General features: G+C 41.3%; 9 protein-coding genes and 3 pseudogenes. 6 read left to right on the top strand and 6 right to left on the bottom strand.

What is annotated here, in order from left to right; all coding sequences use genetic code 11:
- Positions 1-20: 20 nt before the first annotated feature.
- Positions 21-1,139, top strand: coding sequence for a hypothetical protein (locus NXV01_RS09870; protein ID WP_148364303.1), 1,119 nt, complete (start codon positions 21-23; stop codon positions 1,137-1,139).
- Here the strand turns inward: NXV01_RS09870 and NXV01_RS09865 are convergent.
- Genes NXV01_RS09865 through NXV01_RS09855 form a run of 3 tightly spaced genes read right to left on the bottom strand, consistent with a single transcriptional unit; the run spans position 1,105 to position 3,735 of the window.
- Positions 1,105-1,809 (bottom strand): SAM-dependent methyltransferase, encoded by a 705-nt coding sequence (locus tag NXV01_RS09865; protein WP_148364302.1) that lies wholly within the window; start codon positions 1,807-1,809, stop codon positions 1,105-1,107. The genes NXV01_RS09870 and NXV01_RS09865 overlap by 35 nt on opposite strands.
- A gap of 54 nt (positions 1,810-1,863) precedes the next feature.
- Positions 1,864-2,871, bottom strand: coding sequence for a gliding motility lipoprotein GldB (locus tag NXV01_RS09860; protein ID WP_148364301.1), 1,008 nt, complete (start codon positions 2,869-2,871; stop codon positions 1,864-1,866).
- Between the two features lie 6 nt (positions 2,872-2,877).
- Positions 2,878-3,735, bottom strand: coding sequence for an enoyl-ACP reductase (locus NXV01_RS09855; protein ID WP_004304518.1), 858 nt, complete (start codon positions 3,733-3,735; stop codon positions 2,878-2,880).
- A 216-nt stretch (positions 3,736-3,951) separates the two neighbouring features.
- Between NXV01_RS09855 and NXV01_RS09850 the strand changes: the two are divergent.
- From NXV01_RS09850 to NXV01_RS09840, 3 genes and pseudogenes are all read left to right on the top strand, one after another.
- Positions 3,952-5,615 (top strand): annotated as a pseudogene (locus NXV01_RS09850) (glycoside hydrolase family 28 protein).
- Between the two features lie 203 nt (positions 5,616-5,818).
- Positions 5,819-7,045: a DUF4861 domain-containing protein gene (locus tag NXV01_RS09845; RefSeq protein WP_259022293.1), complete on the top strand. Its 1,227-nt coding sequence runs from the start codon at positions 5,819-5,821 to the stop codon at positions 7,043-7,045.
- Positions 7,046-7,192: 147 nt separating this feature from the next.
- On the top strand, positions 7,193-8,869 hold the full coding sequence (locus tag NXV01_RS09840; RefSeq protein ID WP_259022291.1) for a glycoside hydrolase 43 family protein: 1,677 nt from the start codon (positions 7,193-7,195) through the stop codon (positions 8,867-8,869).
- A gap of 88 nt (positions 8,870-8,957) precedes the next feature.
- Here NXV01_RS09840 and NXV01_RS09835 read toward each other — a convergent pair whose 3' ends face one another.
- Together NXV01_RS09835 and NXV01_RS09830 are read right to left on the bottom strand one after the other, a co-directional pair.
- Positions 8,958-9,386, bottom strand: a complete 429-nt coding sequence (locus tag NXV01_RS09835) for a DUF6575 domain-containing protein (RefSeq protein WP_309569317.1) — start codon at positions 9,384-9,386, stop codon at positions 8,958-8,960.
- The gene (locus NXV01_RS09830) at positions 9,383-9,757 is read right to left on the bottom strand and encodes a hypothetical protein (protein ID WP_258979617.1); all 375 of its coding nucleotides are present in this window, start codon (positions 9,755-9,757) and stop codon (positions 9,383-9,385) included. The genes NXV01_RS09835 and NXV01_RS09830 overlap by 4 nt, the downstream gene beginning before the upstream one ends.
- A gap of 179 nt (positions 9,758-9,936) precedes the next feature.
- Between NXV01_RS09830 and NXV01_RS09825 the strand changes: the two genes are divergently transcribed.
- Together NXV01_RS09825 and NXV01_RS09820 are read left to right on the top strand one after the other, a co-directional pair.
- Positions 9,937-10,584: an HAD family hydrolase gene (locus NXV01_RS09825; RefSeq protein WP_259022289.1), complete on the top strand. Its 648-nt coding sequence runs from the start codon at positions 9,937-9,939 to the stop codon at positions 10,582-10,584.
- 143 nt (positions 10,585-10,727) lie between these two features.
- Positions 10,728-11,868 (top strand): annotated as a pseudogene (locus NXV01_RS09820) (glycoside hydrolase family 88 protein).
- A 61-nt stretch (positions 11,869-11,929) separates the two neighbouring features.
- Here NXV01_RS09820 and NXV01_RS09815 read toward each other — a convergent pair.
- Positions 11,930-16,218: pseudogene (locus NXV01_RS09815) on the bottom strand (two-component regulator propeller domain-containing protein).
- Between the last annotated feature and the right edge of the window lie 474 nt (positions 16,219-16,692).

Genomic DNA, 16,692 nt, shown 5'->3' with positions numbered 1-16,692 from the left:
AAATAAACATAAATATAGAGATGGACCATAAAGGAATACTTTCTTCCGCATTTAACATGTCGCTGGGTTTTATCCCCGTTATTATTTCCATTTTGTTGTGTGAACTTATAACGCAAGACACGGCTATTTACATCGGTACAGGTATAGGTATTATAGGAATATACCTTTCTTATCGACGTAAAGGATTGTTAATTCCTAATTTTATCCTCTATATAGCGACCGGAGTGTTGGCACTATTATCCGTAGCAGCTCTCATTCCCGGTGATTATGTTCCCCCCGGTGCGCTACCACTGACTCTGGAAGTCAGTATTCTCATTCCGATGCTAAGTCTTTATATGCATAAGAAAAGGTTTATCAACCACTTCTTAAAACAGATAGGTTCTTGCAACAAACGTTTATATGCTCAGGGAGCAGAAGCCGCCGTTGTATCTGCCCGCATTGCCCTGATTTTTGGAATACTGCATTTCATTATAATCAGCATCACTGTCATTTTGCAGGACCCACTTAGTAAGACAAGTCTGTTTGTACTCTATAAAGTATTACCTCCTACGGTCTTTCTCATGAGCATCCTGTTCAACCAGATCGCTATCCGTTTCTTCAATCACTTAATGTCTCACACAGAATATGTTCCTATTGTGAATACAAAAGGAGACGTAATCGGGAAGACCCCTGCGATAGAGGCTGTTAATTATAAGAACGCATACATCAATCCGGTGATAAGAATTGCCATATCCACTCACGGAATGCTATTCCTTTGCGACAGATCGTCAACAGCAATTTTGGACAAAGGAAAAGTGGATATTCCCATGGAATGTTATCTCCGTTACGGAGAATCTTTGGAGGCAGGTGCCACTCGTTTGATAAACAATGCTTTCCCGCATGAGAAAGATATCAAACCAGAATTCAACATCGTTTATCACTTTGAAAATGAAGTAACCAACCGTCTTATCTACTTATTCATCGTTGATATCAAGGATGATTCCATCCTTTGTACCCCTCGCTTTAAAAACAGTAAGCTATGGAGTTTCAAACAGATAGAGGAAAACTTGGGAAAAGGCTTCTTCAGTAGCTGTTTCGAAGATGAATATGAACACCTGAAAGGCGTTATTTATATAAGAGAAAAATACAGGGAATCTTAGACAGTTCAGGCACATGTCCCTTCCAGTCCTTCACTGTACGCGTCTGTATATACTCTCCTTCACACGTAATATCGGCAGCAATACAAAGCTTTGTTTGAGGACGGCAGTTTAATAAAATATCTTCTATCATCTTATGATTCCGGTAAGGCGTCTCAATGAAAAGTTGTGTCTGATTTTCAGCATACACACGCTGCTCCAATGTTTTCAGTTTCTTGGCACGTTCCCCCGGTTCAATCGGCAGATAACCATGAAACGCAAAGCTCTGCCCGTTAAAGCCCGAAGCCATCACGGAAAGAATAATCGAAGAGGGTCCGACCAAAGGAACGACCTTCAGTTTTTTACGTTGTGCGATGGCAACCACATCCGCTCCCGGATCAGCTACCGCCGGACAACCGGCTTCGGAGATAACTCCCATTGAAGCTCCGCCTACCAAAGGTTGCAGATAACCGGAAATATCTTCAGGTGAAGTATGTTTGTTCAACGGATAAAATGTCAACGCATCAATATCAATCTCCCGGTCCACCTTTTTCAGGAAACGACGGGCAGAACGAACATCTTCGACTATAAAATACCGGATACCGGAAATAATTTCCTTATTATAGGAAGGCAATACCTTTTCAATCGATGTATCGCCTAAAGTCACGGGCAACAAATAAAGGGCAGTTTCCACTTATTAAATTGAGAATTGAAAATTAAAAATTGAGAAATAAGAAAGAGAAACGATTCAGGAAGCCAGGTAGTTGGATTCACTTAACATTTCGTGGTAATCAGTAAATTCCAGAAGATCTTTCAGCTTCATATCCTTATGCTTTTTCATGTAAGAAGCAATGATTCTTGCTCCCACCCACGTACCTATCAATGCCGGAGCTTGAGCACCCAACATATCAACAGCAGGAGCAGGCTTCATATAATAGCGAATCACCATCGGGTCACGAGCATGCAGATGATCGTTGGTACAGATATAATTCCATATCTCCTTTTCATTATCCTTGCACCAGTCGCTTTCCTCCTTGGAATACCCCATTGCTTCACCTATATCACTATATCCCAATAAGTTCTGCACTACGTAATTGATCTTCCCCGTATGCATCATCAAGTCAATCAGACAAGTACCTTCATGATAGTTCATACCGTAGCGGCTCAAAAGATAAAAAACAAAACAATCCGGCACAATCCGTTCCGGACGCATCGAGCGACACTGATAATCGTAATAGAAACGCTTATAAAGAGGATAATCTTCCCCCATATATTTATCAAGACTGATTCCCAATAAAGAATCCACCAAAATAATAGATTCGTTGAAAGCGGATACTTGCGAATAGATAAACGGCACTTTCGTATCAGGCACTTCCTTTTTCAGTTTCCGAAATCCTTTGCTAAGTCCTTTTTCCACTTCATCCAGATTAGGATATTTTGCTTCTACATCGCTAAGCAAACGAACCAAAGTCGTATCCGAATAGAATTTTTGCAGACGTTGCGAGATGGTATCATCTTTCACCGTGCCGATAGACAATACATCCTCAATCAGGATCTTCGTCGGCATACGGTAGTCCATCGTCAACTTCTGCATGGCAGAAAAGCTGTTGGAGCGAACATATTCACTCAACAGCTTATCATATCTCAGAACAGAAATCTCTTCTTCCTTCTGCTCCATACCCTTTCCTGTGCTTATCCCGCAGGAGGTGAAAAGCATACTCATTAATATAATAAGAAGAGAGATCCGTAGTTTCATAATCTTTTATCCGTAAATGATGTTACCATTTTCGTCCATGTACTCATCGAGTCCTTTTTCGTAAGTAGCCATGGCACGAAGACTCATACCTACGCTGGAGAATCCACCGTCATGGAATAAGTTCTGCATAGTCACCTTACGGGTAAGATCGGAGAACATCACGATGCAATAATCGGCACATTCGTCAGCCGTTGCATTTCCGAGCGGAGACATACGGTTGGAGAAGTCGAACAATTTGTCCATACCCTTCACGCCCGAACCGGCAGTAGTAAATGTAGGCGACTGTGAAATCGTGTTCACACGTACGCTATGTTCGCGTCCGTAAATGTAACCGAAGCTGCGAGCAATAGACTCCAACAAAGCCTTTGCATCTGCCATATCATTATAGCCATAGAAAGTACGCTGTGCGGCTACGTAGCTCAAAGCAACGATAGAACCATAATCAGCAATAGCATTCAGTTTCTTGGCCGACTGAATCATTTTGTGGAATGAAACAGCTGAAATATCCAATGTCTTATCCAACATTCCATAGTCAAGGTCATCGTAAGTACGTTTCTTGCGCACGTTGGGAGACATACCGATAGAGTGGAGTACAAAATCAATTTGTCCACCCAGTATATCCATGGAGGTCTTGAATACATTCTCCAAATCTTCTACGCTAGTGGCGTCTGCCGGAACAACCTGGCAATTTAATTTTTCGGCCAAAGCATCGACTTCTCCCATACGGATAGCCATCGGAGTATTTGATAATGTAATGGTTGCACCTTCTTCTACGGCACGCTCTGCCACTTTCCAGGCAATAGACTGATCGTTCAAAGCACCGAAGATAACACCTCTTTTTCCTTTCAACAAGTTGTAACTCATATCTTTTAATAGTTAAATTTTGTGCAAAGATAGGAACTTTCTGCATAAAAACACGAGAAGTGTGCAAATAATAGACAGAAATGACAAAAAATACACGTAATCTATCAATTAGTCCACATCGCCTTAAGCTTTCCCACCTATCTTTGCAATCGATAATTAAGAGGTTTTTTCAAGAAAAACAATAGATGTATAACCCTATAGAAATTAAGTTACTAAATGAACACATTGACAAAAAGACTCTTCTGGATAGCCGTATGCTGTTTACCGTTTATTGCATCGGGATGTAAACAAAGCAAGACTGCTGTAAAAGAAAGCTCAATCAGTGACGCTCTTTACCAGAATTTACCTTTTGAAATGCCGAAAGTACAACAACCGGTTTTTCCTGCTTACGAAGTAAACATTGAGAAATTCGGAGCCAAAGGAGACGGTCTGTTCCTGAATACCAAAGCTATCAACGATGCTATTAAAGACGTGAATCAACGCGGAGGGGGTAAAGTGATTATCCCGGAAGGTGTCTGGTTGACTGGTCCGATCGAGTTGTTGAGCAATGTAAACCTATATACGGAACAAAATGCGCTGGTGCTTTTTACCGGTGATTTTGAGGCATATCCTATCATTGCCACTTCTTTCGAAGGACTCGAGACTCGTCGTTGCCAATCGCCGATTTCAGCACGCAATGCAGAAAATATCGCTATCACCGGACATGGTACATTTGACGGAAACGGTGACTGCTGGCGTCCGGTGAAAAAAGGAAAGCTGACTGCTTCACAATGGAAAAAGCTGGTAAATTCAGGAGGTGTTCTCGACGAGAAACAAGAGATATGGTATCCTACTGCCGGCTCACTGAAAGGTGCAATGGCTTGCAAAGACTTCAATGTACCCGAAGGTATCAACACAGATGAAGAATGGGCAGAAATCCGTCCGTGGTTGCGTCCGGTACTGTTGAGTATCGTCAAAAGTAAACAGGTACTGCTGGAAGGCGTTACTTTCAAAAACTCACCAAGCTGGTGTCTGCACCCCTTGTCATGCGAAGATTTCACAGTAAATAATATCATGGTCATCAACCCCTGGTATTCTCAAAACGGTGATGCTATCGACTTGGAATCCTGTAAAAACGCTCTGATTATCAATAGTGTGTTTGATGCGGGAGATGATGCCATCTGTATCAAATCCGGTAAAGACGAAGATGGACGCCGTCGTGGAGAACCTTGCCAGAACGTGATCGTGAAAAACAATACAGTATTGCACGGACACGGTGGATTCGTGGTAGGTAGTGAAATGTCCGGCGGTGTGAAGAATATCTATGTAGAGGACTGCACCTTTATGGGTACAGATGTAGGTTTGCGTTTCAAGAGTACCCGCGGACGTGGCGGTGTGGTAGAAAACATCTACATTAACAATATCAACATGATTAATATCCCGAATGAACCTTTATTGTTCGACTTGTTCTACGGTGGAAAAGGTGCCGGTGAAGAATCGGAAGAAGATCTGTTGAACCGTATGAAGACTGCCATTCCTCCGGTGACGGAAGAAACACCTGCTTTCCGCAATATTCACATCTCCAATATTGTTTGCAGAGGTTCGGGACGTGCCATGTTCTTCAACGGACTGCCGGAAATGCCCATCAGCAATATTACCGTTAAAAACGTTGTGATGACGGAAGCTACGGATGGAGTCGTTATCAGCCAGGTGGACGGAGTTACTCTGGAAAATATTTATGTAGAATCTTCTAAAGGCAACAACATATTAAATGTTAAGAATGCCAAGAATCTGACTATAGACGGAAAGGTTTATGAGGAATTAGGAGCAAAAGAGGAGATTTTAAGTCTCAAATAAGGTTCACCACAGAGGACACGGAGGACACAGAGGATTCTGTTTAATAAAATAAAATCCATTTACTGCATATTTATTCCTCTGTGTCCTCCGTGTCCTCTGTGGTGAAAGAAAAGAAAACCACAATATCATTATATAGAGTAAAAAGCTCAAATAGCAGACTATAATCTCCTCAAAAGAGACACAGTCTGCTATTTTTTCTGCTATTTTTGCAAGGAGAAATACGACGTATAATTTCAGCCTTAGAAACATGAAGAAGAATCTTTTTATTATTACTTTCTTTTTAGGAGCTTTCAGTCTGTCTGCCCAAGCGCAGAAACAGGAGAAAACCATCACAGTTGAAGTGCAGAACAACTGGAATCAGGCAAAAACGGATGCTCCGATTGTCATCAATTTGCATGAACTGCATACTGGTTTCAATGTAAAATCTGCCATTGTCATGGAAGGGAGCAAAGAAATAGCTTCCCAGTTGGACGATCTGAACAGAGACCGTAAGATGGACGAACTGGCTTTTGTTGCCGATCTTCCTGCTCATGGTAGAAAAACATTCCAGATTACACTTTCTTCAGAAAAGAGTACAAAGACTTATCCTGAACGAGTTTATGCCGACATGTTTATCGTAGACAACCGGAAAGGAAAGCATCAGCGGGTACAAGCTATCACTGTTCCCGGCACTAGTAATATATACAGTATGGTACGTCCTCACGGTCCGGTATTGGAATCGGAACTGGTAGGATACCGCCTTTATTTCAATGAGAAACAGACGCCGGATATTTATGGCAAGTTCAACAAAGGGCTGGAAATCAAAGAATCGCAGTTCTATCCGACGGATGAGCAGTTAGCTAAAGGATTCGGAGATGACGTGCTCCGTGTGTTCGACAGCTGCGGACCGGGTGCGTTGAAAGGTTGGGACGGACAGCAAGCTACACACATCACTCCGGTAGATACCCGCACGGAACGTATCATCTCTTACGGACCGGTACGCGTGATTGTTGAAATTGAAGTGACCGGATGGAAATATCAGGATACGGAACTGAATATGATGACACGTTATACGCTCTATGCAGGACATCGCGATCTTCATATTGAAGCATTCTTTGACGAACCGCTCAATAAGGAAGTTTTCTGCACAGGTGTACAAGACATAGTAGGTACTTCCAAGTCTTTCTCCGATCATAAAGGGCTTGTAGGAAGCTGGGGAACGGACTGGCCTGTAAACGACACAGTGAAATATGCTAAAGAAACCGTAGGACTGGGCACTTGCATTCCTCAACGTTATGTGAAATCGGAAGAAAAGGATAAAGCTAACTTCCTTTATACGATTACCGCTCCGGGAAATAAATATTTCCAGTATCATACGACTTTTACTTCGATGAAAGAAACTTTCGGATATAAAACACCGGAAGCATGGTTTGCCTATCTTCGTGAATGGAAAGAAGAGTTGGCTCACCCGGTAACCGTAAAGGTGATAAGGTAGATACATATACAACTAAACAAAAATTACGAGGTTTCTACCAATTTTTCTATGACTCTGCACAAATATTCCTCCTAGTGCAGAGTCTTTTTTTCTACCTTTGTCACCGGATAAAACCAGCAAATCACTTATATAATTATAATCTATAACATGAAACGATTGACACAGACTTTAGCTTTTTGCCTATTAACGGTCTTCACCGCAGTAGCACAAAAAAACTATGTATCTGAGGTATGGGTTTCCGACCTCGGAAACGGTAAATACAAAAATCCGGTACTTTATGCCGATTACTCCGATCCTGACGCTTGCCGCGTAGGAGATGATTTCTATATGACTTCATCCAGTTTCAACTGTTTACCCGGATTACAAATCCTACATTCCAAGGACTTGGTGAACTGGACGATTATCGGTGCCGCCGTCCCCAATGCCCTCCCTCCCATCGAAACTCCGGAACGGCCGGAACATGGCAACCGTGTCTGGGCCCCAGCCATTCGCCATCATAACGGAGAGTTCTATATCTTTTGGGGGGATCCTGACCAGGGAGCTTTTATGGTGAAAGCCAAAGACCCGAAAGGTCCGTGGAGCGAACCAGTCTTGGTGAAACCGGGAAAAGGAATTATTGACACCTGCCCGTTTTGGGATGAAGACGGGAAAGTGTATATGGTACATGCATACGCAGGAAGTCGTGCCGGACTGAAAAGTGTAATCACCATCTGCGAACTAAATGCAGAAGCAACAAAAGCCATCACTCCTTCACGCATAATCTTCGATGGTCATGAAGCACATCAGACTTGTGAAGGTCCTAAAATGTATAAAAGAAATGACTATTATTATATCTTCCATCCGGCCGGTGGCGTACCAACAGGCTGGCAGGTTGTACTACGTTCTAAAAACATCTATGGTCCCTACGAATGGAAAACCGTACTTGCGCAAGGCAACTCTCCTGTCAACGGTCCTCATCAGGGTGCATGGGTAGATACTCCTACCGGAGAAGATTGGTTCCTTCACTTTCAGGATGTGGGTGCTTACGGACGTATCATGCATCTTCAGCCTATGAAATGGGTAAACGACTGGCCTGTGATCGGCATAGACAAAGACGGTGACGGCTGTGGCGAACCTGTTCTGACTTATAAAAAGCCGAATGTAGGTAAAACATATCCTATCTGCACTCCGCAGGAAAGTGACGAGTTCGACGGATATACCCTCTCTCCACAATGGCAATGGCATGCCAACATCAATGAAAAATGGGCATACTATGCAGGTGATAAGAGCTATGTAAGATTATACTCCTATCCGGTTTTGAATGACTATAAAAATCTGTGGGATGTAGCCAACCTGCTTCTACAGAAAACGCCTTCTGACAATTTTACTGCAACAATGAAACTTACGTTTACCCCTCATCCTAAAAATAAAGGTGAACGCACCGGACTGGTTGTAATGGGTAGAGATTATGCCGGAATCATTCTGGAAAATACAGATAAAGGTCTGGTCCTGTCTCAAGTTGAATGTAAAAAAGCAGATAAAGGAAAACCGGAACAGGCAAATGCTTCTGTGGATCTTTCTCAAAATACTGTTTATCTGAAAGTTCGTTTCAGCTATGACGGCAAGAAGATCAAAGGCAGCGAAGGCGGACACGATCTCATTGTGATGTGTAACTTCAGCTACAGCCTTGACGGAAAGAAATATCAGCCACTAGGCAATCCTTTCCAGGCAAGAGAAGGACAATGGATTGGCACAAAGGTCGGAATGTTCTGCACACGACCGGCTATCGTCACTAACGACGGAGGATGGGCAGATGTAGACTGGTTCCGGATTACTAAGAAGTAATCAATGTATATATAATGATGAAGAAGAAGATTGTCCCACTACTTTCCAACAGAAGTAGGACAATCTTCTTCTTCATCATTATATAAACTCACATACAAGCCCAACCAAATTTGCGAACAAGCTCCGCTAGCAGGCTACGGTCTTTCATTGGCAAATTAATAACCACATTCTCTCGCTTCTCTCCAGACAAAACATATCCCTCAGCCGGCAATTTATCTTCCGACAAGGTACTTTCCTTTAATAGCGTTTTCTGATATTCACCCGATTGAAACACAACATCGTAATACTCATGTTCACTTTCAGGCTGCAGATAGAGCAAACGCAAATCCACTTCACCCACTAAAAAAGATTCAAGCCTATGTGTAGAGATACGAATTCCCGTATAGCGATAAACCGTCTCATCATCGTACAAAAGGCAAAGATACAGTGTATCAAAGGCATCTCTTGCCACAAAAAGTTGCGGCACATCACAGAAATCCAATATCCTGTCTATCCTTAATACATCTTCCATAATCAGACTATTTTAGCTTGTAAAACATTAAATCCCTTCGTTCTCCACCAAGAATAATGTGCTATACCGGAGGTTTTCTTTAACACTCCATCTTTTGGTTCTAAGGTGACTAAAGCAATACTTGCCTTCTTAAACTTAGGAAGTTTCAATCTTTTCTCCGCTTCTTCCCTTTCCGAAAATAGAGAGACTGCCCTTGTTACGCATTCATCTATTCCTAATCCTTTAAAGACTTTATCCGGCTGCATTTTTCTTTGTGAAAAGAAATCTTCTGTTGTAGCAGGATTACCATTTGCAATTCTATAATAATAGCCTTCGCACTGCTTCGCATCTGTAGGAGGGCATTGTTCGGGCAGTGTCTCAAACCATTCTGCATTCATTATTCTTTAGTTTTTCGCAAAGTTAAGTCAATCCGGTAAAATAACAAATATATTTCCAGCTTTGTTTGTCATTGGATATTCTCTAAACTATTGCTCCACTCTTCCCTATCTCACTTTTTTAGTATACCTTTGCAAATCGGGAGATTTAAGTATAAGATTAACAATAAACCAAAGACTCAATGAAGAAACTAGTTATATTTGACCTGGATGGAACATTGCTGAATACCATCGCCGACCTTGCCCACAGCACCAATTATGCTTTAAATAAATTAGGATACCCCACTCATGAAATAGAAAAGTACAACTTCATGGTAGGCAATGGTATCAATAAACTCTTTGAACGCGCATTGCCCGAAGGTGAAAAGACGGAAGAAAATGTACTTCGTGTACGCAATGAGTTCGTTCCTTATTACGATATTCACAATGCAGATGATAGCCGACCTTATCCGGGCATTCCGGAACTGTTATCCTATCTGCAGTCTGCAGGCATCCAAATTGCCATAGCATCCAACAAATATCAGGCTGCCACAGAAAAGCTGGTTGCCCATTACTTTCCCGGTATTCACTTTACAGCAGTTTTCGGCCAACGGGAAGGAATAAATGTCAAACCCGATCCGGCAGTTGTTTTTGATATATTAAAACTAGCCAATGTACAAAAGGAAGATGTTCTCTATGTAGGCGATTCCGGTGTAGATATGCAAACGGCTGCCAATGCAGGAGTTACCGCTTGCGGAGTGACTTGGGGATTTCGTCCACGCACGGAGCTGGAAAAGTTTGCTCCTCAACACATCACAGATACTGCTGAAGAGATAAAACAGTTCCTCTAGGCCGGTAAAGTCTAATATTACATATTTTCCGTACAAATTTCAATATTACTTTCCTTACAATGCATTTTCTTTGCAACAGGTAAAGAAAGGTTCACTTTTGTGCACCTAAATCTAAGAACAGTAGTAATTTAATTTATTATACAATGAAAAAGCATCTTATACTATTTTTTATCGGAGTAATATTGAGTTATGGGAACATAAAAGCACAGACAGTTCCCGATAAAAAAGATATTCTCAAAGTAACCCTCCAGGTGAACGACTATTTTATGAAGAAATATGCTGATTATCGCACTCCTTCTTTTGTCAAAAAAGTGGTTCGTCCTAGTAATATCTGGACACGGAGTGTGTATTACGAGGGTCTAATGGCACTCTATTCCATCTATCCTGCAGACGAATATTACCTCTATGCCAAGGAATGGGCAGATTATCACCAATGGGGATTCCACCGGGGAACAACCACCCGTAATGCTGATAACTACTGCGCCAGCCAAATCTATCTCGATTTATACAACATTTGCCCTGATCCTGAAAAAAATACGGAAAACGAAAGCCAATATGGATATGCTGGTCAACACTCCACAAGTAAATGACTGGTGGTGGATAGATGCCATCCAGATGGGGATGCCGATATTTGCCAAAATGGGAAAACTTACGGGCGAACAGAAATACTTTGATAAGATGTGGGACATGTATGAATATACCCGCAACCAGCATGGAGAAAACGGAATGTTCAACCCCAAAGACGGTTTATGGTGGCGAGATCATAATTTCGATCCTCCGTACAAAGAACCGAATGGTAAAGACTGTTACTGGAGCCGTGGAAACGGATGGGTATATGCAGCTTTAGTACGAGTTATGAATGAAATTCCATCCGATGAAAAACATCGTCAGGATTACATCAATGATTTTCTGACTATGAGCAAAGCACTGAAACAATGTCAGCGTGAAGACGGCTTTTGGAATGTCAGCCTCCACGACCCGACAAACTTTGGAGGCAAAGAAACTTCCGGTACAGCCCTTTTCGTATACGGCATGTCCTGGGGGGTACGTAACGGGCTATTGGATAAAAAGACATATCTGCCTGTAATCATAAAAGCATGGAATGCCATGGTGAAAGATGCAGTTCACCCGAATGGTTTTCTTGGCTATGTACAGGGAACCGGCAAAGAACCGAAAGACAGTCAGCCTGTCACTTATGATAAAGTTCCTGATTTTGAAGATTTCGGTACAGGCTGCTTCCTGCTTGCCGGAAGTGAAATCTACAAATTAGACCTCCATATATAGTTGATAAACAATCTTACGTTGAATCTGGTCAACTTTTCATAGACCGGATTCAACGTAAACTCTAAGCTTTATTTCTTTCTCCTTTCTGGTAAGCAGAAGGAGATACTCCAAACTGTGCCTTAAAGCATTTACTGAAATAAAGGGGATCGTTAATACCAACTTTATAAGAGACTTCCGCAACAGTCAGATTCCTTTCGGTTAAAAACAATTCGGCAGCCTTCTTCATTCGGACAACACGTAAATACTCATTCGGTGAGTATCCTGTCACTCCGCGTAATTTCTTATAAAACACAGTTCGTCCCATCCCCATCATTTGCGCAAATTCATCAATAGAAATATTGTATTGAGAATAAATCTTTTCGACTACAGCTACCAACTGGTCTGCAAATTCCTTGTCCCGGTCCGTGTTGCATAAAGCAGGACGTACTATTCCCGGTTCACTGGAGAATTTCTTCCGCAACTTTTCACATTGCTCTATCAGCCGGAACACTTGTGCAAGCAAAAGCTTAAAGCTAAATGGCTTCGCAATATAAATATCCGCTCCCGCCTCAAGACCTTCCAGATGTTTATCCGGCGAAGTCAATGCAGTCAGTAAAATAATGGGAATATGGCTTGTCGCAAAGTCTGCTTTCAATTTCCTGGTTACTTCAAAACCGGTCATTCCGGGCATCAACACATCACAGATAATCAGATCAGCATCATAGTTGCATGCCTTTTCAAATCCGGATATTCCATCTGCTGCCACTTCTACTTCAAAATAAGCACTTAGTTCCTCTTGCAAGAATCCACGAATATCATTATCGTCTTCAATTACTAATATTTTATGTTTTCTCGATGAAGTAACAGCCTTCTCATGTTCCTGATATTCTTCTGAAAGTTCCTGCAAATGGTGAGCTTGCATATTCGCTTCTTCCAACAGAACATTGCCGGGCACCAGAAAATCTTTTTCCGAATAAACCGTTTTATCGGTTGGAATACATACGATAAATACAGAACCTCCTCCTTCATTATCTTCATATTCAATGGTTCCTTTATGTACCTGCACCAATTCATGGCTCAAATGAAGCCCTACCCCAATGCTATCTCCAGAGAAACTGCTTTGCATAAAGCGCTTAAACAGTTCACTCTGCTTCTCTTTAGGGATGCCTACTCCCGTATCGGCTACCTGAATCTGCAAGCACTTCTTTGCCTCATCCACATTTACAGAGAACAGAATTGTTCCACCCGAAGGAGTATATTTAAAAGCATTTGAGAGCAAGTTATAAACCACTTTATCCAGGTTTCCTTTATCAATAAACATTTTGTAGGATGGCACTGACGGCAAAAAGCGGAAATCCATATTTTTCTGTTCTGCCACGTCACTGAAACTTAGATATATTTCATACAGGAAAGCAACTACATCTGTTTCCTGCAGAGAAAGAGCCAATTTGTTATTCTGCATCTTCCTGAATTCCAGCAACTGATTAATCAGCCTCAACATGCGCTGGGTACTTTTATCCATCACCTTCAAAGGATGCAATAATGCCTGAGGAATATCGTCTATCCGGTACATTTTCTCCAATGCTCCCTGAATCAACGTAAGCGGAGTACGGAATTCATGAGAGATATTCGTAAAAAATATCAGTTTATATTCCGTCAATTGCTTTTCAACGTTGATGCGGTTGCGCAGTCTATTGAAATTAATGATGATACGATATGTGAAATACAAGGCTATTAATATCAAGATGAAATATCCAAGCATAGCCCAACTTGTTTTCCAGAACGGCGGTACGATGACAATCTTCAAAGTTGTTTCGGTATCATTCCAAATGCCGGCGCCATCACAGTATTTCACATGGAATATATAAGTGCCCGGCTCAAGATATTTATAAGAAGCAAAGCTCAAAGAAGATGGAACATTCCATCCTTTATCATAGTTCTCCAGCCAGTACATATACTTGATTTGTCCATTATCCGAATAATCGAGAGTAGAAAAATCAAGCATGAAAGAGTTTTGGAAATATTTCAATGTGATCTTATCCGAATAAGCCAAAGATTCCTGCAAAGGAGAACCCGGCATATTAGGCTTCACCTGAATTCCATTGACAGACAGTCCGGTAATAACAATCGGGGAAAGCAGTCTCTCGGTTGGAATCTTTTTCGGGTCAATAATGGTTAATCCATAGTTTGTTCCAAAAATGAGTTTCCCGTCTGCTCCCATACATGCACTGTTTTCGCTATACACATTTCCCAATGTATAGGATGAGAAGAAATAGTTTTCAAAAGAATGACTGTTCGGGTTGAATCTTGAAATCCCATATTCCGTGGCAATCCATAATTGCCCCGAATGATCTTCCTGAATAGCCTGAACCATATTATTGACCAGTCCTTCTGATATTCCATAATGCGTATATTTCAAAGATTGGCAATCATCTGTCAATTCACATAGATTCAAACCGGCCCCCGAGGTTCCCACCCACATACGCCCTTTACTGTCACGAAACAGACAGCGAATCTCATTGCTACAAAAGTTGCCATCCGTATAGCTAAACAAACGATAGTTGTCTTCATCAGCTATCAATGAATCCGGATGGAAAATACAAATTCCTTCACTTGTACCCATCCATATCATTCCTTTTTCATCTTCTGCCATCACCCGGACTATCCGCAAACCATATATTTTTTTTGTTGGAAGAAACGACGGAACTTATATTGTCCGCCCGCAGTTTGTTCGGCCAGATCTAATCCGCCTCCAAATGTTCCCACCCACATACGGTTCTTTTTATCACGAAGAATGGAATAAATATTAGAATGAGACAAAGCAAAAGGATTAGACGGATCCGGTTTATACCAAATGTCTCCTACTTTTAGTCCGTCTCCCCGGGTTCCTATCCATATATTCTCCTGACTATCTTCTGAAATCGCATAAATATTATAGGGCAAATAATGATTATCTATCTTAGTTTTCAGATGAGAATCATAATTATACAATCCACCTCTTCGCGTTCCTACCCATATATCTCCATTCGACATTTTAGTCAGTAACCGGATTGTATTCGAACGGTCAAAAACATCCGGTGATTCTGGATAGACATGCGTAATGCCTTTATTTGAAATGGAAATATGAGACAAACCGGAATATTCGGAGCTTACCCATATTCCTCCTGTCCTGTCTTTCATCAAACATAACAAGAAATCTGACCCTATAGGTCCTGCATTCTTCCCTTCGGAAACAAAGTGTTCCAACCGGTCTTCCTGAATATCATAAGTGAAAAGTCCGTTCCCATAAGTCGAAATCCACACTATTCCCCGATCATCACGAACCACATGATAGCGTTCATAATCTATATATTTCATCTTCTCTTCCGGGATCAACTGGAAGTCCTTTATTTCTCCGCTCTTCACGTTTATATAATAAATCCGTCCCGTATTATTGTAAGCCCAACAATCTCCGTAATTGTCATGAATAACTTTCCCATTATTTATTTTCAACTTCCGATAAGGAGTTATTTGGATAGTTTGAAAATCAAACTCATACACTCCCTCGTTTGACGTAAATATAACCCATTTGTCTTTTATCAATGAATGTGCACTGACGGATGTATTACCGGCAATCGTAGAAAGAGATGCTAAACAATCTATCTTTTTCGAGCCATTGACACAGCGATATACATCTCCACCCTTTGTCAAAAAATACATATCCCCTCCATGAGGAAAAGAAGAGGAAAAATTCAGTTCCCTATCTACAATCTCAACTTTCCCTTTATAGACCGATGCAAGTCCATGCATGGTACCAATCCATATTCTGCCACTGGAATCTTCATTGATAAATTTAATTCGATCGTCCGGCAATCTTCCTGACTCTGCGCGGAACTTCACAGAAGTCATGGTACGATTCTCCTTACAAACGATTTGACGCACTCCACTTGCTCTGTGCCAAAGCCACACATCTCCATTAGAAGACATATATATTTCCGAGTAACTCTCTCCATCATCTCCGGTACCGGTAAAATCGACAAAACAAGCTTTTTGCAAGTCATAACAACTGAACAATTCCGGTACTGTCTTTATCCATAGGAAACCATTTTTATCCTCCGCTACCTGTTTTATTCTATTGTCTGCCAAAGAGACCTGATCGTGTTTGCCGGTTTCCAACTGATAGGTAAGAAAAGAATTACCATCATAGCGGGTCAATCCATCTAAAGTGCCCAACCATAAAAATCCTTTACTATCCTGATACATACATCGCACAGAATTACTGGGTAGTCCGTCACTGGTCCTCATTTGTTTGGAACTAAGTTCGATATCGGCATAACTTTCCGACACAAATAAAAACAACAAAGCGAAGAGGGATAATAATTTATTTTTCATACAGTCCTTTAGGTTATTTTGATTGCTGGTTACAAAGATACGTCTTTCCCACTGCAATAAAGAGTACAGCATTATGAAATAATAGAAATTCCATATAAGTTTGTTCCTAATATAATCAGACGACAAACGGACTAGATACACGTTTAGCAAATGACTCTTTTGAAATCTATGTGAACAAAACTAGTTAAAAAGTAAATAAAGTACAAAAAAAGATTCCTACAAATTCCGAATAAGGATTATTATCCATATTTATGTCATTTTTTCCATATACCGAGCTGTACTTTACATGAGCTCAACTCCGGTACAGAAGTAAGCAAACTAATTAGTTTTCTCTAATACCAGCAGTAGTATCTCCCCAAAAAAGAAAGAGTGCCGAAAAACGCTTCACCCTTCACCTTCTCCTGTTCATCGGTGTTATCGGGTGAAGGGCCGCCTTTCACCGAGAGTTCACTTCCGATTTCATTATAGCAAATC

This window comes from Bacteroides sp. BFG-606, assembly GCF_024788145.1.
Lineage (GTDB): Bacteria > Bacteroidota > Bacteroidia > Bacteroidales > Bacteroidaceae > Bacteroides > Bacteroides vicugnae.
Note: the sequence above shows the minus strand (reverse complement) of the source record. Positions and strands in the feature narration are given on the sequence as shown.